Source organism: Mesorhizobium sp. C416B, assembly GCF_030323165.1.
Classification (GTDB): domain Bacteria; phylum Pseudomonadota; class Alphaproteobacteria; order Rhizobiales; family Rhizobiaceae; genus Mesorhizobium.
The window spans coordinates 2,000,272-2,025,397 of record NZ_CP100471.1 but is presented as its reverse complement, the minus strand read 5'-3'; the positions used below and the strand labels follow the sequence as shown (position 1 = coordinate 2,025,397).

22 protein-coding genes and 1 pseudogene are annotated in these 25,126 nt (G+C 62.9%); 8 read left to right on the top strand and 15 right to left on the bottom strand.

Going from position 1 to position 25,126, the window contains the following annotated elements; genetic code table 11:
• Window positions 1-592: 592 nt before the first annotated feature.
• On the top strand, window positions 593-817 hold the full coding sequence (locus NLY43_RS10080) for a hypothetical protein (RefSeq protein ID WP_155922421.1): 225 nt from the start codon (window positions 593-595) through the stop codon (window positions 815-817).
• 248 nt (window positions 818-1,065) lie between these two features.
• Here NLY43_RS10080 and NLY43_RS10075 read toward each other — a convergent pair whose 3' ends face one another.
• From NLY43_RS10075 to NLY43_RS10065, 3 genes are all read right to left on the bottom strand, one after another.
• Complete coding sequence (locus tag NLY43_RS10075; RefSeq protein WP_023710080.1) at window positions 1,066-1,614, bottom strand: hypothetical protein; 549 nt, start codon at window positions 1,612-1,614, stop codon at window positions 1,066-1,068.
• Between the two features lie 10 nt (window positions 1,615-1,624).
• Window positions 1,625-2,800, bottom strand: coding sequence for a zinc-dependent alcohol dehydrogenase (locus NLY43_RS10070; RefSeq protein WP_023682758.1), 1,176 nt, complete (start codon window positions 2,798-2,800; stop codon window positions 1,625-1,627).
• A 534-nt stretch (window positions 2,801-3,334) separates the two neighbouring features.
• A complete protein-coding gene (locus tag NLY43_RS10065; protein ID WP_023710079.1) occupies window positions 3,335-3,964 on the bottom strand; it encodes a TetR/AcrR family transcriptional regulator in 630 nt (209 codons plus the stop codon).
• A gap of 123 nt (window positions 3,965-4,087) precedes the next feature.
• Here NLY43_RS10065 and NLY43_RS10060 point away from each other — a divergent pair, with 123 nt between their 5' ends.
• On the top strand, window positions 4,088-4,984 hold the full coding sequence (locus NLY43_RS10060; RefSeq protein ID WP_023710078.1) for an NAD(P)/FAD-dependent oxidoreductase: 897 nt from the start codon (window positions 4,088-4,090) through the stop codon (window positions 4,982-4,984).
• Window positions 4,985-5,271: 287 nt separating this feature from the next.
• Here NLY43_RS10060 and NLY43_RS10055 read toward each other — a convergent pair whose 3' ends face one another.
• The 3 genes from NLY43_RS10055 to NLY43_RS10045 are packed head-to-tail and all read right to left on the bottom strand — an operon-like array spanning window position 5,272 to window position 8,874.
• Window positions 5,272-6,099 (bottom strand): alpha/beta hydrolase, encoded by an 828-nt coding sequence (locus NLY43_RS10055; RefSeq protein WP_245263937.1) that lies wholly within the window; start codon window positions 6,097-6,099, stop codon window positions 5,272-5,274.
• A 41-nt stretch (window positions 6,100-6,140) separates the two neighbouring features.
• Window positions 6,141-7,589, bottom strand: a complete 1,449-nt coding sequence (locus NLY43_RS10050; protein WP_245263947.1) for an NAD-dependent succinate-semialdehyde dehydrogenase — start codon at window positions 7,587-7,589, stop codon at window positions 6,141-6,143.
• A 58-nt stretch (window positions 7,590-7,647) separates the two neighbouring features.
• Window positions 7,648-8,874: an iron-containing alcohol dehydrogenase gene (locus NLY43_RS10045; protein WP_023710075.1), complete on the bottom strand. Its 1,227-nt coding sequence runs from the start codon at window positions 8,872-8,874 to the stop codon at window positions 7,648-7,650.
• 172 nt (window positions 8,875-9,046) lie between these two features.
• Between NLY43_RS10045 and NLY43_RS10040 the strand changes: the two genes are divergently transcribed.
• Window positions 9,047-9,745, top strand: a complete 699-nt coding sequence (locus NLY43_RS10040; RefSeq protein ID WP_023710074.1) for a GntR family transcriptional regulator — start codon at window positions 9,047-9,049, stop codon at window positions 9,743-9,745.
• A 161-nt stretch (window positions 9,746-9,906) separates the two neighbouring features.
• Entirely contained in the window at window positions 9,907-10,500 is a 594-nt protein-coding gene (locus NLY43_RS10035; RefSeq protein WP_023710073.1) for a DJ-1/PfpI family protein, read from the top strand.
• A 269-nt stretch (window positions 10,501-10,769) separates the two neighbouring features.
• Here NLY43_RS10035 and NLY43_RS10030 read toward each other — a convergent pair whose 3' ends face one another.
• From NLY43_RS10030 to NLY43_RS10015, 4 genes are all read right to left on the bottom strand, one after another.
• Window positions 10,770-11,402 carry a class I SAM-dependent methyltransferase gene (locus tag NLY43_RS10030; protein ID WP_023710072.1) on the bottom strand — a complete coding sequence of 211 codons (633 nt, stop codon included), beginning with the start codon at window positions 11,400-11,402 and terminating at the stop codon, window positions 10,770-10,772.
• Between the two features lie 133 nt (window positions 11,403-11,535).
• Window positions 11,536-12,135, bottom strand: coding sequence for an NADPH-dependent F420 reductase (locus tag NLY43_RS10025; RefSeq protein ID WP_023667785.1), 600 nt, complete (start codon window positions 12,133-12,135; stop codon window positions 11,536-11,538).
• Window positions 12,136-12,167: 32 nt separating this feature from the next.
• Window positions 12,168-12,920, bottom strand: a complete 753-nt coding sequence (locus tag NLY43_RS10020) for an SDR family NAD(P)-dependent oxidoreductase (RefSeq protein WP_023710071.1) — start codon at window positions 12,918-12,920, stop codon at window positions 12,168-12,170.
• 50 nt (window positions 12,921-12,970) lie between these two features.
• On the bottom strand, window positions 12,971-13,705 hold the full coding sequence (locus tag NLY43_RS10015) for an SDR family NAD(P)-dependent oxidoreductase (RefSeq protein ID WP_023710070.1): 735 nt from the start codon (window positions 13,703-13,705) through the stop codon (window positions 12,971-12,973).
• 230 nt (window positions 13,706-13,935) lie between these two features.
• Between NLY43_RS10015 and NLY43_RS10010 the strand changes: the two genes are divergently transcribed.
• Window positions 13,936-14,832, top strand: a complete 897-nt coding sequence (locus NLY43_RS10010; RefSeq protein ID WP_023710069.1) for a LysR family transcriptional regulator — start codon at window positions 13,936-13,938, stop codon at window positions 14,830-14,832.
• A 132-nt stretch (window positions 14,833-14,964) separates the two neighbouring features.
• Here NLY43_RS10010 and NLY43_RS10005 read toward each other — a convergent pair whose 3' ends face one another.
• Genes NLY43_RS10005 through NLY43_RS09985 form a run of 5 tightly spaced genes read right to left on the bottom strand, consistent with a single transcriptional unit; the run spans window position 14,965 to window position 21,609 of the window.
• Complete coding sequence (locus NLY43_RS10005) at window positions 14,965-16,557, bottom strand: indolepyruvate oxidoreductase subunit beta family protein (RefSeq protein WP_023710068.1); 1,593 nt, start codon at window positions 16,555-16,557, stop codon at window positions 14,965-14,967.
• Window positions 16,550-18,703: a thiamine pyrophosphate-dependent enzyme gene (locus NLY43_RS10000; RefSeq protein ID WP_023710067.1), complete on the bottom strand. Its 2,154-nt coding sequence runs from the start codon at window positions 18,701-18,703 to the stop codon at window positions 16,550-16,552. Before NLY43_RS10000 ends, NLY43_RS10005 begins: the two co-directional genes overlap by 8 nt.
• 44 nt (window positions 18,704-18,747) lie before the next feature.
• Window positions 18,748-19,230: a MarR family winged helix-turn-helix transcriptional regulator gene (locus NLY43_RS09995; RefSeq protein ID WP_023710066.1), complete on the bottom strand. Its 483-nt coding sequence runs from the start codon at window positions 19,228-19,230 to the stop codon at window positions 18,748-18,750.
• Window positions 19,230-20,801 (bottom strand): phytoene desaturase family protein, encoded by a 1,572-nt coding sequence (locus NLY43_RS09990; protein ID WP_023710065.1) that lies wholly within the window; start codon window positions 20,799-20,801, stop codon window positions 19,230-19,232. Before NLY43_RS09990 ends, NLY43_RS09995 begins: the two co-directional genes overlap by 1 nt.
• A 16-nt stretch (window positions 20,802-20,817) precedes the next feature.
• A complete protein-coding gene (locus NLY43_RS09985) occupies window positions 20,818-21,609 on the bottom strand; it encodes a cyclase family protein (RefSeq protein WP_023695181.1) in 792 nt (263 codons plus the stop codon).
• A gap of 119 nt (window positions 21,610-21,728) precedes the next feature.
• On the opposite strand from NLY43_RS09985, the gene NLY43_RS09980 reads away from it, so the two are divergent.
• The 3 genes and pseudogenes from NLY43_RS09980 to NLY43_RS32710 form a co-directional block, all read left to right on the top strand.
• A complete protein-coding gene (locus tag NLY43_RS09980; protein ID WP_023710064.1) occupies window positions 21,729-23,303 on the top strand; it encodes a phytoene desaturase family protein in 1,575 nt (524 codons plus the stop codon).
• A gap of 112 nt (window positions 23,304-23,415) precedes the next feature.
• Window positions 23,416-24,945, top strand: a complete 1,530-nt coding sequence (locus NLY43_RS09975) for an ABC transporter substrate-binding protein (protein WP_023686913.1) — start codon at window positions 23,416-23,418, stop codon at window positions 24,943-24,945.
• 33 nt (window positions 24,946-24,978) lie between these two features.
• Window positions 24,979-25,091: pseudogene (locus NLY43_RS32710) on the top strand (endonuclease domain-containing protein); the annotation flags it as partial.
• Between the last annotated feature and the right edge of the window lie 35 nt (window positions 25,092-25,126).

The following is a 25,126-nucleotide window of genomic DNA, read 5'->3' as shown; positions in this document are numbered from 1 at the left end:
CTATCCATTACGCAGGGTCACCGGCAGCCACAATCAACTATGATAGTGAGATGTCGAGTCCCGGTGGAAAAAACAGTGAGGTCCCACAAGCGGTCGCGCTTGTCTCCGATTGACAGATGCCTCGACGCTACACCGACCAGCGCTACCGCATCCGCTTCATCGACGCGGCTTTGCAAAGGCCTATGACCAGTTCGCTACCAGCTGCCGGACCGCCCAGGCGAGCATGCCGCCGGCCATTACCGAAAGCGCGATGTCGTGGATGAGGCAGCCTTTTCCGTATACATCCAGTTGTTACGCTGCGCATCTGCTTCGGTTCGAAAACTCGCCGCGAGCCTGGCGTGCTCGCGTGTCCGGGCCGAAAACGCCTTCACAGCCCACATGTTGATAACGACATCGATGAGGCTGCCGCCGACCTCGTTGGCATAGGATCCTTCCCGGCAAGGGCATCGACCAATGCCCCGGGGCCGACCAGCACGAACCTGCGGGGGCTTTCCCGGAACAAAGCGTCGACGATCCGGTTCGGCAGGGAAGCGGCCAAAATTCATGCCATCGGAGATGCCGAGGCAGATGACAGATGAAAGGGAAGCTGAAGATGACGAAGTCTCGCGACCGCACCGTTCCCGGCGACGGCAAGATCGAAACCGGCCCGAACACATCTCCGCAACAGGATCCGGCAGAGGGGTCGCGCGAGACAATCGATCGCGAACTCGAGCGGACAGACGACGATAATAATTCCGACGAAGCGGAACGCTTGCGCCGAGACCTGCGGAAAGGGGTGGCGGAAGAGACCGAGCTTCCCGAACGCGGCTCGGCCTGAGGATCGCCGGAACCTTGCCAAGGCAAGAGACATGGAAGGCTCGACGCCGGTCGGATCGCTTCGTGCCTTTAACGCACCGGCCACACAACCCATGCGCGGCGGTGACCCAGGAGACGGCGAGAACGGCCGCGCGACGGTCCACTCTGTTCCAGCAAACTCGGCTCGCCGAGAGCTACCACCTCTGGCGTTAGGGCCTGACGAGATGCCACCTGTCCAGGTCGCATGCCGCCAGGGTTCGGAAATCTCTATCAGGCTGCGCCGGCCTTCTGGCTGCGCTGCGAGCGGGCACGGTCGCGGGCTGCGGCAGTGCCTCCGGGAAAGCCGCTTCGATCGCTGTAGTCGCGTGGCTTGGTCCCTCTCCGAGAGTGGCGCGCAGTCACGCTTTTCGCACCGATGATGTCGAGCAATGTGATGCCGGCGACCATCGCAAGCGCAAGGCCCACATTATCGCGCTTTGGGTTGCCATGCCGATACGCTGTCAGCAATGTCGCGATATCCAGGCCGTCGCCGGCCACCCGGCTCCACAGCCCCGCTTGCTTGTCCACTGAAAGCGAGAGTATGCCGCTGCTTATTTCCCGCGCCCCATAAGCGCGGATCAGATCTTCCTTGCCGCGCATGCCGAGCGCGCCGGCAATCCGCTCGGCGCCAACCAGCTCGGCGACGCCAAGCGCGATGCTGAACCAGCCGAGCTTGCGGGCAAGGCCATCGGAGGCCGCGACCGCACTCTGCCCAGTCTTCAGCACTTTGGGATCGCCAGGCGATCGGGTGATGTTGGTAAGTTTGGCAATCACGTTCATGACGATTTCCCTACGGTTTCAGTACAACCTTGATGCAGCTGTCCTGCTTGTCGCGAAACACCTTGTACATCTCGGGTCCCTGCTCGAGCCCCACGGTATGGGTGATGACGAAGGATGGGTCGATCTGGCCATCTTCGATGCGGCGCAACAGATCCTCGGTCCAACGGTTGACATGGGTCTGCCCCATTCGGAAGGTGAGCCCCTTGTTCATTGCCTGTCCCATCGGAATCTTGTCGACCAGCCCGCTGTAGACGCCGGGGATCGAGATCACGCCGGCCGGCCTGCAGACATAGATCATCTCACGCAAAACGTGCGGTCGATCATTTTCCATCAGCATCAACTGCTTTGCGCGATCGTAGACGGTATCGGGCTGGGCCAGCGAGACGTGGCTTTCCATGCCGACGCAATCGATGCACTTCTCCGGGCCCTTTCCACCGGTGAGTTCCCGCAGTCGTTCGACGACACTTTCCTCGGCGAAATTGATGGCGATGGCGCCGCCGGCGGCGGCCATGGAAAGCCGCTCCGGCAGGCAATCGATCGCCACCACCTGTTTCGCGCCGAGCAGCAGGGCGCTGCGTATGGCCATCTGCCCGACTGGGCCGCAGCCCCACACCGCAACCGTATCGGTGGGCTCAATGTCGCACTGTGCCGCCGCCTGCCAGCCGGTAGGAAAAATATCGCCGAGGAAGAGAACCTGCTCGTCGGTAAGGCTGTCAGGCACCTTTACGTGCGTGGCATCGGCGAACGGCACACGCATGTATTCCGCCTGTCCCCCGGGATAGCCGCCGGTCAAATGAGTGTAGCCGAACAGACCCGCGGTGGTGTGCCCGAACACCTTGTCACCGAGATTCTTCTTGCGGTTTGTGCGTTCGCAAACCGAAAAGTTCTGTCGCTTGCACTGGTCGCACTCACCGCAGATTATGGTGAACGGCACGACGATGCGGTCTCCCTCCTTCAGAGCGCCGTTGACGCCCTTGCCGACCTCGACGACCTCTCCCATCATCTCGTGGCCCATGATGTCGCCGGGCAGCATGGCTGGCACATAGTTGTGGTAGAGGTGAAGGTCGGAGCCGCATATGGCACAACTCGTCACCTTGATGATCGCGTCACGTTCATCCTCAATTTCCGGGTCCGAAACCTGATCGCAGCGTATGTCTTCCTTGCCGTGCCAGACCAACGCTCGCATAGCTTGCTCCTATTTTCGCAAGATCTGTGGGTAGGGACCTCGCGCCTGTCCTAAGCGGGCCGATGCCTGGTTGGATCGACTGTGCCGCTGCTTGTCGAACCACAGGGGCGGACCGATGTTCCGGGAGCTCGAGAGAATTTTTGGGCCATTCCAGACCCGCACCTTGGAAGGATCTGTCGCGGGCACCAGCGGCCTTCGCGGGCGCGTCGGGGCACGAACCGCCGGAGCCCGAGCCACGAATGGACGTACTCAAGTGTACCAAAGAAGGTCCGTCCGCAGGTGTCCCTTCGCGGCGATCGACACCTCATCTGCTCGATTCTCGCGGCCATAACCGGCATTCTCTTCCTCGCCCTCACAGGTCGGCCGAGGCGCTCAAGGGTCAGCGCTGTGACCGGAGCAGGTAGGAGATGCCGCTCACCGGCGGGCGCGCAGCCCGACCGACGCGATCGACATGAGGTGGATGGGCGCCATCGCGACGGCGGCTCTAGCGGAGTATTTCGCAGAAATACAATGATTAGCGGGCAGGGCGGACTGCTAGCCGTGCGCAGCGATGAACATGGCGACGGCCGACCGGCAATAGGATTCGATTTCGTTGTCGTCCGCTGCTCTCGCGTCATCGAAGCGTGCGATAATCAGGAGATCGGATCCTTTGAAAAGCGCGGCAAACAAGCGGGCGGACCGGAGAGGATCGGGCACGTTCAGAACCGCCTTCGCGTGCAACTGACGCAACAGGGCCTCGATTTGGGCGATGACATTGGCGGGGCCGGCTTCGTAATGGAGCTTGCTTAAGGACTTTGGATTCGTCTGGTCGGCCATGACCATGGCTTCGACACTGCGGACATCTGATCTCAACAGCGTGCGAAGTAGGGATGATCCCACCGCCATGAGCTGATCCTCGACCGAACCGCCGACGCCTTCAAGAAGGGCCTGTGGTGCAAACAAATGATGGCAGCCGGACGCGATGGCCGCGCTGAACAGCGCCTCCTTGTTCTCGAAGTGCCGATAGATGCTGAGTTTGGATATCTTCGCCCGCTGGGCGACCTTGTCCAATGTGGTCGCTTGAAAACCCAATTCCACAAAGAGTTCGGACGCAGCGTCGAGTATCGTTTGGCCAAGCGCCTCGTTGGCGGGCCGGCCGCGCCGGCCGTGGCTATTTTCGGTCACGACAATTCCAGTCCTTGACAGTATCCTAATTCTTGGATTACGATACCATGTAGTTTCTGAAATGCGCAAGCCGATGGGTAGGTTTGGTCCAACCAGCCCCTCATCCACAACACGGAGCCCATCATGGATGACGTCATCATCATCGGCGGCAGCTTTGCCGGTCTCGCCGGCGCCCTGCAACTCGGCCGTGCCCGCCGCAAGGTCACCGTTCTCGATACTGGCCTGCCGCGCAACCGCTTCGCCGGCCACTCGCATGGCCTGCTCGGCCACGATCACAAGCCACCGCTGGACATCTTGGCCGAGGCGCGGCGGCAGCTGGCGCGCTATCCCACGATCAAGCTGGTCAATGCCCGGGCCGACCGCCTCTCCGGGGCCATCGACGATTTCTCCGTCCTCACTGGCGATGGCGGAAGCCTCGGCGCGCGCCGGCTGATCCTGAGCTATGGCGTCGCCGACCAGATGCCTGATATTCCGGGCTTTGCCGAAGGTTGGGGCACGTCCATCGTGCCCTGCCCCTATTGCGACGGCTTTGAAGTCGCCGGCCAGCATTGGGGCCTCGTCTGGTCCGGCCCACAGTCGATGAATCAGGTCAGGCTGTTCCACGATTGGACCGACAGGTTGACGGTCTTCGCTGATGGTCACGACATTCCGCCCGATATCCGGGCCGGTCTGGCGCGCCGCAACATACCTGTCGTCGACGGCCGGATCAGCGAGATCGCCCATCACGGGGGGCATAACGCCACCGTCAAGCTCGATACCGGCCCCAAGGTCGCGGTCGACATCCTGTTCGCGCATCCGCGCAACAAGCCGTCCGCAAGCCTGCATGAATCACCGGGCCTCACCACGGTCGATACGCCCCTCGGCGTAATCCTCAAGGTCGACGAGCGCCGCGAAACCAGCATGCCCGGCATCTACGCCGCGGGCGACCTCGCCAACCCCCTCACGCCGCCATCGGTCACCCTGGCAATATCGCATGGCGCGATGGCGGGCATCTTCGCCCAGCAGTCGATGCTGGTGTGAGAGCGCAGATTCCCTTCTCCGGGGTGCCGCGGGCTATCGTATTCTGAAGGTTGCGGGCCGGTGTTGCGGAACGTCGGCCCGCTCTCCCCTGAGGGGCGTCTTTGGCCGGCCAGCCTTGAGAACTCAACTGCGCTGCCGGCATGACGGCGATCGCCGACATCGGTTATCAAGCTCAATCACGCTGGAAAGCATGTACCACGTCGACGTCGACATCGCCGGCGGGCTTACGGTATGGGGACCGGTGGCGGAAGATTCGCCACCGCGGTCGGCACCTCGATGCTGCGACGCTACTGCGAAGAACGGTCGCGCCCAGCAGCGCTTCTGGCGGAAGTCTCAGGCGGCCACGACGCGGGCCAGCAGTGACGCGGCCTCGGTACCAGCCAGCCAAGGTCACGGACGCTGCTCATGTGATTGGCCCCACCAAGGGTGGTGCGCGAAACAGTCAGTCCCTGTGTGTCAAGGTGGTCCGTGAAGAGTGCGGCCTGGCTGTGGAACGGCGACGTTTCATCGGCGCCGACCGAGATATCTACGCCCACGGATGGATCGAAACTGTGGTCGATCGGCGAGAATCGGCGGGCCTCCTCGTCGGTGATCGCGATCTCGGCGGCAAGGAACGACATCTGCAATGGCTTCAGGTCGTAAAGGCCGCCAAGCAGCAGCGCAGCTTTGATGCCGGAAGGCCGCTCGTCACCGTCGAAAAGCATTGTTGCCAGATGCGCACCGGCGGAATGACCGCTAACGGTCAGCAGGCCGGGATTGCCGCCATGGTGTGCGACATTGTCAAATACCCATCGCTTGGCGCGGCGCACCTGGTCGACGATCCTGGCCATCCTGACGGTAGGCATCAGCGCGTAGTCGACAATGACCGCGATCGCACCTGCGTTCGTAACGGTCTCGGCGACGTAGGAATAGTCGCGCTTGGAGAACATGCGCCAATAGCCCCCGTGGATGAACATGTGCACCGGCAGGCGGTCCCGTTTGCCCTCGGGAAAGAACAGATCCATGGTTTCGGTGGCGTCAGCCCCGTAGGCGACATCGGCGACCATGGGAACGTTCGCCCTGGTCTCCTCGCTTCTGCGAACGATCTCGGCGACGATGTCGTCGAACTCGACCACATGATCGCGAATGCGAAACGGATCTTTGGTGGGATGTCCGCTCACAGGGTCACGGCGATGTACTTGGCCTCCATGAACTCGGCAACGCCGTGCTTCTGACCGCCTTCGCGGCCTAGCCCGCTCTGCTTGACACCTCCGAAAGGCGCCGCCGGATCCGACATCAGGCCGCGGTTGAGCGCGATCATGCCGGACTCGATCTTCGATGCCACGCGCATCCCCCGGCCCAGGTCGCGCGTATAGATGTAGGCAGCGAGACCGTATTCGGTGTCATTGGCTTTGGAGATGACATCCGCCTCGCTTTCGAAGCGACTGATCGGCGCCACGGGACCGAAGATCTCCTCGTGAGCCATGGCAACGTCGGCCGGCACGTCCTTGAGCACCGTTGGCGGATAGAAAAAGCCTCTGCCTTCAGATACGCCGCCGCCACACAGGATTTTGGCGCCGCGGGCAACGGCGTCCTGCACAAGCCGGTCGATCTTGTGCACAGCCTTCCTGGTGATCATCGGCCCGCATTCTGTGTCTGAGTCTGTGCCCGGGCCCAGGTTGAGTGCCGCCATGCGTTTGGTCAAGCCTTCCGCGAAAGCATCATGGATGCCGGCCTGGACGTAAAGCCGGTTGGCGGCCGTGCAGGCTTCGCCGGCGTTGCGCATCTTGGCAACCATCGCACCGTCGAGGGCTGCTTCCAGGTCGGCGTCGTCGAAGACGATGAAGGGTGCGTTGCCGCCAAGCTCCATGGAACAGGAAATGACGTGCTTTGCGGCTTCGGCCAGCAGCACGCGGCCGACGCCGGTCGAGCCGGTGAAGGACAGCTTTCGCACGCGCGGATCGGCCAGCATGGCCGCCGTCACCGGTCCGGGGGTCGAGGTCGTCAGGACGTTGACGACGCCGGGCGGCACGCCGGCTTCCTCGTAGAGCGCCGCAAGCGCATAGGCCGTCAGCGGTGTCTCGCTGGCGGGCTTCAGGACCACCGTACAGCCGGCCGCCAGCGCCGGAGCGATTTTACGTGTCGCCATGGCGGCTGGGAAATTCCATGGCGTGATGAGCACGCAAATGCCGATGGGCTGGTAGTCGACAATGATCCGGTTCGCGCCCGAGGGTGCAAGGCCGAACTCGCCGCTGATGCGGACCGCCTCCTCGGCGTTCCAGCGGAAAAACTCAGCGGCGTAGGCGACTTCACCGCGCGCATCGCGCAGCGCCTTGCCGTTCTCCAGCGAGATCAGCGCAGCCAACGTCTCCATCCGTTCGGTCATCAGTTCGAAGCAGCGCCGCAGGATTTCCGATCGCCTGCGTGGCGGGGTCTCGCGCCAGCCGGCCGCCGCCTTCGCGGCAGCGTCGACGGCGGCGGCGGCATCAGTGAGCGTTGCATCGGGAACCGCAGCGATCACGGCTTCAGTCGAGGGATCGACCACTTCGATCACGCGGCCCTCCGATGAGGGCCGCCAGCGTCCGCCAATGTAGAGACCGTGCGAGACCGTGGCGTAGTCGAACATATCTTGATCCTCGTCGGATATGCCTGCGGCAATGTTCATTGGATGAACTCCTGGTCGATCACATCATGGTGGCGGACATGTCGCCGTCATAGGCAGCCCTGACCAGCCGTCGCATCGCGGTGCGGTCGAACGGACGCGGATTGTTCTTGATCAATCGGTCGATGCCGAGCGCCTGCTCGGCCGTCCAGTCGATCTTGTCTTCGGGAAGACCCAGTTCGGCCAATGTCGGGGTGATGCCGATGGCGCCAAACAGCCGGCTCACCTCCCGGATGGTGGCGTGCGCCAAGGCATCGGCGCCGCCGCCCTGAAGGGAAAGGCCAAGAGCAGTGCCGACTTCCGCAATCTCCGCGGCTGCTGCGGCCAGATTGTAGGTCATCACATAGGGCAGCATGGTGGCCACTCCCAGGCCATGCGGGGTGTGGGTAAGCGCGCCAACGGGATACTGCACCGCATGGGCGGCGGCCGTTCCCGCCGTACCGAAGGCGCAACCGGCGGCCAGCGCTCCCATCATGACGTCGGCGCGCGCATCCTCGTCCGATCCGTCGCGATATGCCTTTTCCAGACTGCGGCCGAGCAGCCTGATGGCCAAAAGCGCGAAATGGTCGGTCAGAGCGCTCTTGCCGATGAACACGTGCTGTTGCGGCAAATGAGGGTCCGCGCCGCGTTTGGCCGCTGTGAAGGCCTCGATTGCGTGCGTCAGCGCGTCGGCGCCGGCGATCGCCGTCAAGGACGGTGGACAGGTCACCGTCAGATCCGGATCGCAAAGCGCCACTGCCGCGATGAGATGCGGACTGGCGATACCCACTTTCAGCGTCCGATCTGGGTCGGAGATCACGGCGACGGGGGTCACCTCGGAGCCTGTTCCAGCCGTCGTCGGCACTGCGATTACCGGAAGGGTAGGGCCGGGTACCTTGAACTCGCCATAGTAGTCCTCGAGCTTGCCGCCATGGCTGAGCAGAAGTGCAGCGCATTTGGCCATGTCGAGGCAGCTGCCGCCCCCGATTCCGATCACCATGTCGGGCTTGAAACCCTTCGCCTGCGCAATGCAGGTGGCGACGCTGTCGCGCGGCACATCCGGCAGCGTTCGGTCGAAGACCAGCGCCTCGATCGCCGCGTTGTGCAAGCCAGCCAGAATCTCGGCGAACTGCGACGTCGCCGCGAAGCGCTCATCGGTACAGACGAACGCACGCCGCCCATATTTGGTGGCAATGGCAGGCAGGACATGGCGCTGGCCTTTGCCAAACAGAATCTCGCTCGGCAGGCGCGCCGCTGCAAACAAGCTCATGCACAAGATCCTGCGAAGACGGATTGGAAGCCGACAGGCTTGGCTTCGTGCCAGAGGCCGACCTCGGCGCTGCAGGTCATGATCATGCGATATCCCCATAAAATCGTATAGGATATAGGATTGAGTTTCGCGAAGCATCATGTTAGTGGGTGGTTCTGTCAAGAGGCAAACGATGCAGAACACGGACCTGACGGTTGACAATGAAGCCCGTGCGACCCGTCGTATTCAGCGCGCCAACAGTTTGGCTGGCGACGTTTACGAAGCAATATTCGCGCAGCTCATGTCTTTGAGGATTGCTCCGGGATCGCGCATCACCGTCGACAATCTCGTCAAGGAATTCAACGTCTCGCATACCCCCATTCGTGAAGCGCTTGGCAGGCTGGAGGGGGAAGGGCTGGTTCTGAAAACCCACCTGATCGGCTATCGCGCCGCCCCACAAATCACCCGCCGGCGCTTCGACGAGCTTTACGAGCTGCGTCTATTGCTTGAACCTGCCGCCGCGGCCAAAGCCACCGCAACAATGGACGGCGAGCGCCTTGCCGCGCTGCAGGAGGCGGCCGGCGTCATGGCTCGGCGGGTGGGGAAAGACGAACGCCTGCGCTATTCGAACTTCGCCCGTCAGGATGCCATCTTCCACGACAAGATCGTCGAGTTCGCCCAAAACGAACTCATTCGCGAGACACTGAATCACCAGCATACCCACTTCCATATCTTCCGGCTGATGTATCACTCCAGGGTGACCGAAGAGGCGCTCGACGAGCACGAGGCTATTCTCGCTGCCTTTGCCGCGGGCGATCCGGACGCCGCCGAAAAAGCCATGCGTGCGCACATCGAAAATTCGCGGGACAGGCTCCTGCCTGCGTTCGAGTAGCCTGGTGATGTTGCTTGTCAGAGGCACCCTCAAGCGCGGCGCGCCGCTGTCCGCCCAGCCTGCCGCCTACGAATTCTATTCCCCGTTCTGAGCCGATTTCGATCCCGGGAAGCGAGGCGCGCAGTGCACCTCGCCCCTGAAACAAGCCGAGAGGAAAAGACATGCCAGCCAAAAAAATCCTGATGCTGACCGGTGATTTCACCGAGGAGTATGAAATCTTCGTCTATCAGCAGGCGATGGAAGCGGTGGGACACACCGTTCATGTCGTGTGCCCCGACAAAAGCGCCGGAGACATGATCAAGACATCGCTGCACGATTTCGAGGGCGATCAGACCTACACCGAAAAGCCCGGCCATAACGCGCTGATCAACAAGACCTTCGCCGACGCCGAGAAGCAGCTGAGCCAGTACGACGCTGTCTATTGCGCCGGCGGTCGTGGCCCCGAATACATCCGCACCGACAGGCGGATACAGGCAATGGTGCGCCATTTCCACGAGGCGAAAAAGCCGATCTTCACGATCTGCCATGGCGTCCAGATTCTGATCGCGGTCGACGGCGTCGTGCGCGGCAAGAAGGTGGCGGCGCTCGCCGCTTGCGAGCCGGAGGTGACGCTTGCCGGCGGCATTTATATCGATTTGTCTCCCACCGACGCCTATGTCGATGGGACCATGGTTTCAGCCAAAGGCTGGACCGCGCTTGCGGCGTTCATCCGTGAATGCCTGAAGGTGCTGGGAACGGAAATCCACCATTCTTGAACCGTTTGTCCCGGCGCATCCCTGAGGGGATGCGCCGGCTCCCTCAACGGCGCGGCGACTTCCGTCATTTCATCAAGTTCAGATCAGGAACCTGCGGCAGGTGTGCTCCAGAACCTTGTGCCATCATCACCTCGGACGCCTTTAAGGCGCTGTCGCATCGCGTGCGTGCACAGCGCGCCATCCTCGTTGACCTTTCCCAGCTTGACGGGTCCGAACCCGAGTTGATGGACTCAATGGGAGGTTGACATGAAGTCGGCGCCCGGGAGCTGTCAGGGCTTCACGAACCGAAACGCGAAGCGATCGGTCTCGCCCTTGATCGCGGGATCGAACACCTTGATCGAGTGCGGGTCATCCTTATTCACCAGCACGGTGCTTTCCGCGTCCAGTACGAAGCCGGCCGCCTCCACCTCCTCGCGGACGAATGCAGGGTCGATCCGATGCAGCGACCGGGTGTCGCTCGTGCCCGACCCAGTGGCGGCGGCGTGGTCGACGATAACGTAGGACCCACCGGGTTTCAGCCGCTTGTAGACAGCTCGATTGAAGTCGGCCGCCGTCGCACCCTTCTTCTGGATCAAGGCGGTGTGAAGATCGTGGTAGAACAGGTGCAGCCATAGGACATCGGCTGGCTGCGTAATCTCCGGCATCGCGACGAGATCCGCCGAGGTGGCTTCGACGTTCTCTCGGCTCGGCTCCTTCGCGAGCGTTCGCATGAGGCCGACCGGATCGTTCTTGAAGTGGGCGACTTCGGCCGGCACGAAGCTGTAGACCCGCCCCTCTGATCCGACGATGTCGGAGAAGAGGCGCGTCCAGTCTCCGTCGCCAGGGTAAACGTCGATCACGGTGGAGCCCGCCTCGATTCGTGCGAACCGGATTAATTCGGACACCTTGGATTGGTCGTACATCGAAATCTCCTTAGGAGTGGATATTCTTCTCGGTGCTCATAGTGATTTCTCCATTTGCTCGGATCGGATCGAGCTTGATCCGATCCGAGTTCCGATCGCGTGCGTCGTCTCTTTGCCGAGGACGTCGCGCTCGTCAGTCGAATTTGACCAAGTCCTTGAAGATCAGATGGCCCCATCTGTTTCCGCGCGCCTGGACCAGCAGGCCACCTTCCGACACCCCGCCAAGGTTGATCGGCGCGAAACCGAGATTTTCCGCAAGCTCCCCAATCCGTGTTGCGGCAGCGTCATCGTCGCTTGCCAGGAACACGACCCTCCGGCCACCATGTACGGCCGGATCCTGATCAAGCACCGGGGCGACCAGATGGTTGAAGCCCTTGACCAGTTTTGCGCCAGAGAAGGCCTGCGCGATGAACTTGGAAGAAGGTTGTCCTCCCAGTTCCTCCGGGGGCACGCCATAGGCATTGGTCACATCGATGATCGTCTTCCCCTGCCAGGTAGGGAGCGCCTTCGCGACATTCGGGTGCGCCTCGAAGCGGACAGCCAAAAAGATGATGTCCGCCTTGATGGCTTCCGCCAGTTTTTTGGGGATGATCGTGGGTCCGATCGCGGCCGCATCGGCGGCAAAGCTTTCCGGGTCGCGTGTGGTTGTAACGGAAACTTCGATGCCGTTTCGGGCAAACGCCTTGGCAAGGGCTTGTCCGATATTGCCGAATCCTACGATTGCATAGTTCATAGTACTTCTCCGATCTGGTGCTAATGCCGGGGTCAGACTTGCGCCATGCCTCCGTCGACGGCGAGATCCACGCCGGTGACGAAAGAACTTTCATCGGAGGCGAGGAACGTTACGGCAGCCGCGATTTCCTCTGGTTTGCCCCTGCGACCCATTGGGATCTGTGACGCAAACTGGGCGGCCGCTTGCTCGGCTTGCTCAGGGGTAAGGCCAGTCATTGTCTCCAAGGCCGGCGCCTCGATTGGTCCCGGACTCATTGCATTGACGCGGATTTTGCGGTCTTTGAATTCCAGTGTCCAAGCGCGCGCGAAGTTGCGTACAGCCGCCTTGCTCGCGGCGTAGGTACTAAACCCTGGAAGCCCCAACACGTTCGACACTGAAGAATTCAGGATGATCGAACCGCCGTCTTTGAACAGGGGAAGGGCCTTCTGCACCGTAAAGAACAGACCCTTCACGTTCACATCGAAGGTCTGATCAAAATGTGCCTCGGTAGCGACGGCGAGCGGTGCGATCGTCCCCGCGCCGGCGTTGGCGAAGAGAATGTCGATATGACCATGTTTCACCTTCACGACGGCATAGAGGCGATCCAGATCTTCCAGGAGCGACACGTCACCCACGACCGTCGTAACGTTTTTCATGATGAAGGCTGCGGCCTCCTTCAACTCCTTCTCTCTTCGCCCGGTAATCACGACGTGCGCTCCTTCTTCTACGAAGCGCTTGGCTGTGGCCAATCCGATCCCGCTGCTTCCGCCCGTGATGACTGCGATCTTGCCTTCGAGTTTTTTCATAATTCTTTGTCTTTCGTTGCGCGCGGCCCAGGTACGGACCGCGCTGGGGGTCAGAGTTGAGCCAGGCCGCCGTCGACGGCGACTTCGCTGGCGGTCATGAAGCTGCTGTCCGGCGACGCGAGGAAGGCGGCCACGGCCCCGATCTCCGCCGGATTGGCCATGCGCTGGAGCGGAGTCATCGCGCCGTAGGCCTTCTGGCCTTCCTCGCCCAACGCCTCCTTCGCGAGTTCGGTCGCCGTCGCCCCGGGCGACAACACGTTTACCCGGATGCCGGTGCCCTTCAGGTCCTCCGCCCAGGTCCGCGCCAGGTTGCGCACTGCCGCCTTGCTCGCGCTATAGGCAGTGAACCCCGGAGCGCCCGTGGTGCCGGCGCTCGACCCGGTCAGGATGATCGAACCGCCCTGGCTCATCAGCGGCAGCGCCTTCTGGACCGTGAAGATCGTACCCTTCACATTGGTGTCGAAGGTTTCGTCAATGTGCCTGGCGGTGATCTGCCCGAGCGGAAGCGGACTTCCCGCCCCGGCATTGGCGAAGACGATATCGAGGCTTCCGCGCTCGGCCTTCACCGCAGCGTAGAGTCGGTCGAGGTCGGCCTCATCCGAGACCGAGCCCTTAACCGCGCGGGCACTAGGCCCAAGGTCGGCCACGGCAGCGTCGAGCGCTTCCTGCCGGCGGCCGAAGATGAAGACGAAGGCGCCCTCCTCGATAAAGCGCTTGGCTGCGGCGCGGCCGATGCCCGTAGCGCCGCCGGTTATCACAGCGGTCTTTCCATTCAGTCTGTTCATTTCATGCATCCTTCGTTTCGCCGTCTCGTGTCTTTGGCTGTACGGGAAAGTCCCGCGAGAGCCTCAAGATGGGTTCGCCGAAGTCGGGCGGTGAGTGCGCAATCGCGCACATCGCTGGTGCGAAAACGATCCAGCTAGATGATTGAACGCCACGATGACCGCACGAACTTACGGCTGATCGTGTTAGTATGGGCTTTTGCAAGCCGCACTGCGCTGCGCAGGAATGCACCATGATCGACTGGGATGACGTCCGCTACTTTCTTGCCGCCGCGCGCGGCGGCTCGGTGCGTGCTGCCGCCGCGCACCTCGGTGTGAACCACTCGACCGTGCTGCGACGCATCGCTCAGTTCGAGGAACGCCTCGGGGCGCAGATGTTCGAAAAGCTGCCTTCCGGCTACCGCTTGACGGCTGCGGGCGAAGAGGTCCTCGATCTCGCGACCCAGATGGAAGCGTCGTCGCACCAGCTGGAGACGCGAGTCTTCGGTCGTGACCAGAGCGCGCGCGGGCTTTTGCGGGTGACGCTTCCACCGTTCCTCGCCACACACCTGCTCATGCCGGATCTCGCCGACTTCGCGCGTTTGCATCGCGACATCGAGATGGAAATCTTGTCGTCCGGTGAGCTGGCAAATCTGACCAACCGAGAGGCCGACGTGGCGATCCGCATTGTCGCCGACCGCAAGACCCTGCCGCTCAATCTTCACGGCCTGGAGGGACCGGAGCTGTTCAGCGGCGTCTACATGTCTCGCGATCGGCTAGCCGCGTGGCGTGCGGGCACGCCTGATCCCATCCGGTGGATAGGCATAGACAATCATGGAATTCCGGACTGGGCGCGCGAGGGAGAAGTTCACGTCACGGGAGTACCGTTCAGGACACCTGACGCCGAGACGCAGATCATCGCGGCGCACCAGGGGATTGGGATAACGAAACTGCCGTGCTTCGTCGGAGATGCCGACCCCCTGCTGGTGAGGGTGCCGGGGATCGACGTGCCCATGCATGGGACACTGTGGCTTCTCACGCAAGGCGAGACACGCAAGACGAAGCGGGTGCGGCTCTTCACCGAGTTCGTATCCCGCAGGCTCGCCACGTACGCTCCGCTTCTCTCGGGGCTGTCCATATCGCGCGACTGACGCCCGGCAGGTCCGCCGGCAACGCTTCCCGCAATCCGGGTGGAAGCCGAGCTGCGATCGCCTGAAGCGGCGTGTTCAATCCGCGAATCCAGTGGGAGTAGGAAACGGCGGCAGTAGCGTAGAGGTACCAGCCTAAGCTCGACCTCTTCCCACACCATGATCAGATAACGATGCCACTGTCTTCAGCGCGCCATCGAGCATGTCGCCTTTCTCGTCTTTCAGCGCAGCTTCGCGCAACCGCCTGATCCAGTCGGCAGCGTCATCGCGGCCCTTGACCAGATCGAGCGCCGACAGCACGCGATCGAATTTGGACTGGGCGCGGAGGTGGGTGTCGCTGTAGCCCTTGATCAGCCGGCGGCAGTTCAAGATTTCGACGGCGAGCGCGTAGTCCTGAGGCGCGTGGCTGAGCGCCAGCGCATACCAGCGCTCCAGATGCGCCGTCTCGACCTTGTGGCGCAACAGGCGCCGCCGCCAGCGGCGCAGGCCGCCGATGAACCAGAGGACCGCAAAGCCGGCAAAGCTGTCGGTGCGGATGCGCCGGCCATGATTGATGCGCCGGTCGAGAAAGCCTGCAAGTTTCGGTCGGTTCTCGATGTAGCTGCCCAACCCCGCCGGCAAAGTGCCGCAGAACTCCTCGATGCGCGGATGGAAATACTCGGTCACCTGCAGGATGGAGCCGTTCTTGACGCCCACCTCCTTGCGCACCCGCCGGTCACGCGTCGAACGTGTCTTGAGATCGGCGACGCGGATCATGTCGTCGTAGCACAGCGCGTTGGCCAGATGCTTGGCGGCAACGATGGACAATGCATGGGCATGGCCGGGATCATCGAGCGCAACGGCCTTGTCCAACCGGTCGAGATAGTCGCGGCCATAGGCGATGTCCTGGTAGTCGACGACCTTTCTCAGGCCTCGAAGCGCCATGTCGCGCACCGCCGCGGGCATCAGGTCGATGCGGGCGGCCAGCGCCTGCCAACCCTGCAGCAGGTTCTGCGGACCGCTCACGCGCCCTGCACCCGGAGCGGGTTCGACCGGGGCCGGTTCTGCCGGCTCTGGCGCGGGGACCGTCGTACCGCGCGCGCGGTCGTAGGCTACGGCGAAGGCAGCGAGGCTGGCTTTCGCGCCTCGGCCGCCGGCGCCGATCGCTTGCTCATAGCTTTCACGCGTGAACGGCAATGCGTCGGAGCCGGCCAGCGCGCCAAGCAGGCTGGCGGAAATCATCGAGCCATTGTCGGCGGCGATCTTTTCCATGTCGAAGGCGATGAAGCGTTTCGATGCAGCTTCCGCCGTCGCGTGTACCTTGGAAGACGAGGCCCGGCCGTCACCCGGCTCGATCTTTTCCGACACCGCCGCAATGCGATGCGAAGAAGCAATGAGCGTGGTGCGATCGGGCGTGACGAAGCCCCTGATGATGGCGCGGCCGGCTTCCATCAGCTCGGCGGCGATCAATATGTCGACGTCGCCCTGCGAAGGCGACAGGGCAAAGACCGGCAGCCGGCCGGTGTCGCGGGCCATCTCGACGTAATAGATCGTAGCGCCGGTGCGCTGGGCGACGCCGGCGACGGAGGTCGATTGCGCGACGTAACCATTGCGCTCGGCGACATCGGTGATCCAGTCGGCGAGCACACCGCCGCCCTGGCCACCGACCGCGAGCAAAGCGAGTTTGATCACCGGCTCGGTATCGGCGGCACCGGATTTCGGGCGCAAGGGCGAAGCCTGGTCAAGCATCGGCGAACGTCAACCTACGGCTCTCGCGGCGGCGCTGCATCAGGCCGATCACGGCGCGGCGAGCGCTTTCCAGGAAACGGTCCCAGCGGCCCGGATTGTGCACGACATCGGCGCGGTAGAAGGATGGGCACAGCACGGCGGCGTCCGCCACCTCCCCGCAATTGCCGCAGCCGACGCAGCTCTGGTCGATCGATGCCACCGGATCGTCACGCAAGGGATCGTCGAGCGATTTCACCGACAGCGACGGGCAGCCGGACAGCCGCATGCAGGCGTGGTCGCCGGTGCAGATGTCCTCGTCGACGCCGAATTTCGGCTTGACGACACGGGTCCCTCCCTTGATCGCCTTGTCGACCAGCGGCTTTTCGCGACGCTGGCGGTTGAGCATGCATTCGGAAGAGGCGACGATGACCTTTGGTCCCTTTTCCTCCGTCGTCAGCGCCTCGCGCAGCGTGTCCTGCATCTTGCCGACATCGTAGGTGCGGTCGATGTGGCGCAGCCATTTGACGCCCATGCCCTTCACCGCTTCGGTGATCGGATGCTTGGTCGACTTGGTCTTGTTGCCCGCACGCGACGACAATATGTCCTGCCCACCGGTGGCGGCGGAGTAAAAATTGTCGACGATGACGATGACGCCGTCATTCTTGTTGAACACCGCGTTGCCGATCGAGGAGGTCAGGCCGTTGTGCCAGAAGCCGCCATCGCCGACGAAGGAGATCGACCTCCGTTTGGCGTCGGGCGAATTGAAGGCTGAAGCCGAGGCCGGCCCGAGCCCGTAACCCATGGTGGTGGCGCCAAGCTCGAAGGGCGGCATGATCGAGAACAAATGGCAGCCGATGTCGGAGGCGATGTGGTGCTTGCCGAGTTCCTGCTCGACCAGCTTTGTCGCGGCAAAGATCGGCCGCTCCGGGCAACCGATGCAGAAGCCCGGCGGACGGCCCGGCACGACATTGATCAGGTCGGCGGTGTCGACGCCGTCGCCGACCTTGTTGGGCGCGCGCACCTCGCCCGGCAAGAGATGCGAGGCCTCGGCGCGCAGGAAGGCGCCGATGCCGTCGAGCATGACCTGGCCGGTGTATTCGCCGGCCATCGGCAGATACTCCTTGCCGACCAGCCTGGTACCGCGCCCGGCCTTGTGCAGCATGGCGGCAAAGGCTTGCTCGATGTAGTTGGGCTGGCCCTCCTCGACCACGAGCACCGCCTGCTTGCCTTCGGAGAAAGACAGGAACTCATCGTCTATCAGGGGATAGACGGCGTTGAGCACATAGAGCGGCACATCCGTCTCGCCGTAGGTGTCGGCAAGGCCGAGACGCTGCAAGGCGCGGATGACCGAATTGTACATGCCGCCCTGCATGACGATGCCGACCGAACCGTAATCCGAGCCGAAGAATTCGTTGATCTTGTTCCTCGCGATGAAATCGACAGCCGCCGGCCAGCGTTTTTGCACCTTCTCCTTCTCGTGCAGGAAGGAGGCGGGTGGCAGCACGATGCGGCCGGTGTCGCGGCGCGGCGCGTCGAGCGCATCGGCCACCGTCATCGGCGGGCGCTTGTTGTCCTTGGCTATGAAGTGGCCGTGGACGTGGCAGCAGCGGATGCGCACCTGCAGCATCACCGGAGTATTGGACGCTTCGGACAGCTCGAAACCATCCTCCACCGCCTTGACGATCGAAGGCAGGTTCGGGCGCGGGTCGAGCAGCCAGACCTGGCTTTTCATGGCGAAGGCATGGCTACGCTCCTGCATGATCGAGGAGCCCTCGCCATAATCCTCGCCGACGATGATCAGCGCGCCGCCGGTGACGCCGCCGGAGGCGAGATTGGCGAGCGCGTCGGAAGCGACATTGGTGCCGACAGTCGACTTGAAGGTCGCCGCGCCACGGATGGGGTAATGCACCGAGGCCGCCAGCATGGCGGTGGCGGTGGCTTCCGAGGCGCTCGCCTCGAAATGCACGCCGAGTTCGCCCAGAATGTCCTGCGCGTCGGCCAGCACGTCCATCAGATGGCTGATCGGCGCGCCCTGGTAGCCGCCGACATAGCCGACGCCGCATTGCAGCAGCGCCTTGGTGATGGCGAGAATGCCTTCGCCGGCAAATTCCTCGCCGGCGCCGAGCCTGAGTTTTTCGACTTCCTTGGCAAAAGACCGTTCGGCCATTTTTCCAACCTTCCGTTGCCGGCGGTGCGGCCGGCGCCTAACGTCTAGATGTCGTGCTTGCGAATGTTCTTCAGCATCTTCTGCAATGTGGCGATCAGCGCCGCGTATTCGGCGTCGTCGACATCGTCGAACATCGCCTCGAACGCGTCATGCATTGCCGGCCAGGCGCGCGCGAACTCGGCGCGGCCGTCATCGGTCAGGAAGACATGGCGGATGCGGCTGTCTGTGACGCCTTGCTCGCGCCGCACGAAGCCTTGCCCTTCCAGCGTGTCGAGCGTGCGGCTCAAGGTCGACTGCTCGATGACGGTGTAGACCGAGAGGTCGTTGACGGTGACGCCGTCGGTGACCGACAGCACAGCCAGCGTGCGGACCTGCGGAATGGTTAGGCCCTGCTTGCGGAAATCGTCGCGCAAGGTTGCGTTGTAGCGCCCCATGATGCGGTTCATCAGATAGGGCGCGAATTGCTGCAGGCCGATCTGGCCGAGGGTCGAGATGTGCTGGCGCTTTTCCAGAACCTTCTGCTCCATCACAGCCTCCCCGCCAGGAGAAAGCCGGAACCGCCACCGAGGCCCGCGCCTGGATGGGTCGAGGCGCCGATATGGTAGAGGTTCTTGATGCCGGTCTGATGGTTGCGGCTGGTCTTGAACGGCCGCCAGAGGAACGACTGGTCGATAGTCGACGAGCCGCCATAGGGGTCGCCGCCGACCAGGTTGATGTTCATCGCTTCGAGATCGGCCGGCGAATAGGCGCGGCGCGCAATGACGCTATCCTTGAAGCCGTCGATGTGGCTGGCGAGGATCGCCTCCGCGCGGTCGGCATAGGCCTCGCGCAGCGCGTCGGTCCAGCGGCCGCCAGCCGGTGCATGCAGCGCGCCTGCGGCGTCGCCCTTGATGTGCCTGGGCGCCTCGGGCAGTTGCAGCCACAGGATCGCCTTGCCCTCCGGGCAGCGCGACGGATCGAGCGCATGCGGCTGGCCGACGCAGATGGTCGGCACTTCGGGCAGCATGCCGCGCGCCGCCTCGTTGCAGGCTTTCGAGACGCCATCGAGCCCCGGCGTCAGGTGCAACAATGCCACCTGGTCCAGGCCATCACCGCGCCATGCCGGCGGCTTGTTCAGCGCATAGTGAATCTGGAAATTGCCTTTGCCGTAGCGATATTTCTGTGTCGCTTCGACATCCGCCTTGGGAGCCTCGCTGCCGAGCAACCGGTGGTAAAGCTGCGTCGGCGTGACCGAACAGATGACGCTCTTGTTTGCTGTAATCGTTTCGCCCGAGGCGAGCCGTACGCCGGTCGCGCGGCCACCGCTCTGGACGATCGAGGCGACATCGGCGGCGGTACGGATGTCGCCACCACGTTCCCTTATCAGAGCTTCGAAGGCGGTGAGCAGGGTCTTCGCTCCACCCTTGACGATCGGCGCCCCGGCCGCTTCCAGCGCGAAGGCAATGACCTTGGCGATCTGCCCTGAGAAGGCGTCTTCCGGTCCGAGCCCGGCGTGCAGCACCCAGGGCGCCCACAGCGCGCGGATTGTCTCGGACCGATAGGTGCTTTCCAGCCAGCTGCGCGCCGGCACCAGTGCTTCGCCGAGAAAGGTGGCAAGGCCGCGTGGGCTGCGCCGCCAGGCATCGCCGGCCAGCAGTTTCGCCGTCGGATAGGACCACAGGCTGCCGCCGAGCAGGCCGAACAACAGGCCGGCATTGCGCTCGATGCCGCTGACATCGTCCGCATGCCGGTCGCCATCGTCGGCGGCAATCGCATTGATTGCCGCGACATTGGCGGCGCGGTTGGTGGTGAGCACTGCATGACTGCCGTCCGGCCGCAGCACGCCGGTTGGCGTGCCGGTGTGGCAGAATTCCAGCCCGTGCCTGGCGAGATCGCCGCCCAACGCCGCAAAAGCCGGCGAGGTGATGAACAGCACGAAGGTGGTTGCCATCACGTCATGGATAAAGCCGGGAGCGGTGATCTCCTCGGTACGCACGCAGCCGCCGATGCGGTCATTGCGCTCGAGGACGAGCACACGCGCCCCTTTGCCGCCGAGCATCGCCGCGCAGACCAGCGCGTTGATGCCGCTGCCAACGATGATGTGATCCGGCTGGCTCACCTTGGCGTGCTTTCACCTAGCCGTTGGATACAAGCGCCAGCGCGCGGATCGGGCTGCCGGTGCCATGTTCGATCTTGAGCGGTGCGGCGATCAGGATGGCGCCCTTCGGAGGCAACTGGTCGAGGTTGCAGAGGCTGGCGAGGCCATAGCGGTTCGCCTTGTGCATCAGCGTGTGGGCCGGAAATGGCGGCTCCATGCCGCCGGCCTTGCCGGCATCGGTACCGATGGTCTCGGAGCCCCAGCCCTTGATATCCTTGCTGATCAGGAACTGGATGGCTTCGGCTGTGGGACCTGGCGTATGCGGGCCGGTTTCGTTGGCGTTGAGGAATTCGGCTTCCGAACCGTTGCGTTTGTACCAGTCGGTGCGCATCACCACCCACTCGCCGGCGTTGATGGCGCCATGCTTGGCTTCCCACGCCTTGATGTGGTCGACGGTGAGCAGGAAATCGTGATCGGCGGCGGCTTCCTTCGAGCAGTCGATGACATTGACCGGGCCGACGAAGTTCTGCGCCGGAATGGTGTCGGTGGCGCCGTCCGGATAATCCTTGCCGCTGATCCAATGCTGCGGCGCATCGAAATGCGTGCCCGAATGCTCCCCAAGCTTCAGCCAGTTCCATGCCCACCACGGGCCGTTCTTGTCATAACGGGAGATGTTATGGATCTCGACCTTTGGCGTGTCGACGGCAAGCTCCGGCGGCAGCTTGATAAGAGGCGTGTCGGGTCCGAGTTGCGCAGAGAGGTCGACCACCCTGATGGCGCCTGAAAGCAGCTGGCCGGCGACTTCGCCGAGGAGTTTTTGCGTGTCCATGGTCTGAAGTTCCCTCTTTCTGGTGAAGATCAAGGCTCGTCTCGGCCCTTAATATCCTACTAGACGAAAACATATGCATCTGCAATTATCTTTAAGCATAAAGGAAATGGGAACGGGGCGTGAGCGAGTTCGACGCCATCTTTGTCGGGGCGGGCCACAACAGTCTGGCATGCGCCGCGCATCTGGCGCTCAAAGGCTGGAAAACCGGGATTTTTGAGCGCAGCGCAGCAATCGGCGGTGCCGTCCAGACCCACGAATACACCCTCCCAGGGTTCCGGCACGATTTCGGTGCAATGAATCTGAGCCTGTTTGCCGGCTCCGCCTTCCACCGGAAATATGCAAATGAATTGAAAGCGCAGGGTCTTGAGTTCGCTCCGGTCGCCGACTGTTTCGCCAGCGCCTTTCCGGACGGACGCTGGTTCGGCGTCAGCAATGACTTGGAAAGGACTGCCACGCGGCTGGCCGCGTTCTCCGCCGCCGATGCCGCGACGTGGCGCAAGCTCGTTGCCGCCTTTCCTGCTGAGGCCGAGCATCTGTTCCGGCTGCTGGGATCGCCGATGAGTGCCCGCGCGCTTGCCGGCACCGCCTGGAACCTGTGGCGCAAGAAGGGCATGTCAGGCGCGCTCGATACCGGCCGGCTTTTGCTGTCGTCACCTCGCGCCTGGCTGGAGGAGACCTTCGAGTCGCCTTATGTGCGGGCAACGCTTGCCACCTGGGGCATGCATCTCGATTTCGCACCCGACATCGCCGGCGGCGCCGTGTTCCCCTATCTGGAATCGATCGCCAACCAGAGCTTTGGCATGGTGCTGGGCAAGGGTGGCGCCGACACCATCATCCGGGCGCTGGCAGGTATGGTCACCTCGGCGGGCGGCACGATCGTCACCGGGGCGGAAGTTGCCGAGATCACCGTTTCCGGCGGCAAGGCATCGGGCGTGCGACTCGCTTCAGGTGAGACACATACGGCCACCAAGGCAGTGATTGCCGGCGTCGCGCCCAAGGCGTTGAGCGGCAGGTTGCTACCCAACGGTTCCGGCGACACCGGCTTCGACACGGCTATGCAGAAGTTCCGGCACGCGCCGGGCACGATGATGATCCATCTGGCGCTCGACGACCTGCCGGACTGGCGCGCCGGGGCCGAGCTGCGGCAGTTCGCCTATGTGCATCTGTCGCCCTCGCTCGACGCGATGTCGCGCACCTATCAGCAGGCGATGGCGGGCATGCTGCCGGACCAACCGGTGCTGGTCGTCGGCCAGCCGACAGCGGTCGATCCGTCACGCGCGCCGCAGGGCAAGCATGTGCTGTGGGTGCAGGTGCGCATGCTGCCCGCCGAAATCCTGGGCGATGCGGCCGGCAAGATCGCGCCCGCGCATTGGGATCAGGTCAAGGACGTCTATGCCGAACGCGTGCTCGACACCATCGAGATCTACGCACCCGGACTGCACGCGAAAATCCTCGGCCGTGCAGTGTTCTCGCCAATCGACCTCGAGCGTGAGAACCCCAATCTCGTCGGTGGCGACCAGGTCTGCGGCAGCCACCATCTGGCACAGAATTTCCTGTTCCGCCCGGCGCGCGGTTATGCCGGCTGGAACACGCCGGTCGGCAATCTGCATCTCATAGGCGCCGCGACATGGCCCGGCGCCGGCACCGGCGCGGCCTCCGGCTTCATGCTCGCGCAACAGCTTGGCGGGAGGTAGCTCGCAAGATTTCATGAAGGCGACGAGAGGCAAGGCGCTGCTGCCCACGAAGCCCGGATCGATAAACTGATAGTGCCGCGCAAAGACAACAAAACCAACAAGGGGAACGACCATGACAATCAACAGACGAGAATTGCTGGGATACAGTGCCGCGGCACTTGGGGTGGCGGCGATCGGCCTGCCTGAGATCGCCAAGGCGGCAGCGGGCGAGCTGACCATCGCCTATAACGTCAACCTGCCGTCCTGGGATCCGACCACCGGACCCTCGGCCGTCAACCCGACGATCCAGGGCCTCTACCAGTCAGTGTTCGACCAGTTCATTCCGCAAAAGCCGGACCTGTCCTTTGCGCCTGGCCTGCTCACCGAATGGGGCTGGAACGAGGATCGCACCAAGGTGACGATGACGGTGCGCGAAGGCGTGACCTGGCATGACGGCTCGCCCTTCACGCCCGAGGACGTGGTCTGGTCGCTGCAGCGGGCGGGCGACGAAAAGACCGGCAATCCGATCCAGTTCGTCTGGAAGAACGTCAACAATTTCAAGATCGACGGCAACAAGATCACCGGCGACGTCGTGCAGTTCGATCCGGTCTACTTTAAATGGATGTCGTTCCTGACCGGCTACATCCTGCCGAAGGCCTATTATGAGAAGGTCGGCGCCGAAGGTTTCGAGAAGGCGCCGATCGGCACCGGCCCTTACATGGTGGAAAAATTCGAGCGAAATGCTTTCCTCCGACTGAAGGCCAACCCGCACTATTGGGGCGACAAGCCGGCCTTCGAGAATGTGACGATCAAGTTCGTCACTGATGCGGCGAGCCGCGTTGCCGAAATCGAATCCGGTTCCTCGCAGGTGACGCTGGAGGTCCCCTATGAAGAGTATGACCGGCTGATCGCCAAGGACGGGCTTGCCGGCTCGTGCAAGCCCGTTTCCGACATCGGCATGATCTTCTTCAACGACATCGAAGCGATGCTGGACAAGAACGTCCGCCAGGCCGCCGTCATGGCTGTGGACAAGGAGCTTCTGGTCAAGCGGCTGCTGCGCGGCTATGGCCAACCGATCGCTACGCTGGAGACCCCGGAGTACACGGCCTTCGACGCCTCGATCAAGGTCGAGCACAATCCGGAAAAGGCCAAGGAGCTGCTCGCGGCTTCCGGCTATTCGCCGGAAAAACCGGTCAAGTTCACCATCCAGACGACCAAGGGCTTCAAGCCCAAGGATTATGAGATGATCCAGGCGATCGTCGGCATGTGGCGTAAGGTCGGCATCGAGGCGACGATCGAGGTCTACGAGATCGCCAAGCACTATGAACTGCGCGCCGCCGACAAGCTGGCGCCGGCCGCCTTCTACAATTGGGGCAACGCCATCGGCGACCCGACGACGTCGACGGGTTTTGCCATGTATGGGCCGAGCCCGCACTCGGTGTGGGACAGCCAGGACCTGATCGACATGATCAATCCGCTCTGGGGCGAGAAGGACGAGGCCAAGCGCATCGCCGGCTGGAAGGCTGTCGACAAGTATATCGCCGAGCAGGCCTATGTGCTGCCGCTGATTCAGTATGCGCAACCTATCGTGCATGCCAAGGGCGTCAACGTGGTGCAGCATGTGTCCGGCGCGCTGCTGCCGGCGCTGATGACCCCGGCCTGATATCGGCTTGTGGGCGCCACCCTACGCTGAGCGGCCCCCTCATCCGGCCCTTCGGGCCACCTTCTCCCCGCTGGGGAGAAGAGACCAGCTCAGCTGTCCGTGACCTCTTCTCCCCTCGGGGAGAAGGTGGCCGCGAAGCGGACGAATGAGGGGGCTCTTCGTTAGAAACGCACTGGGCCAA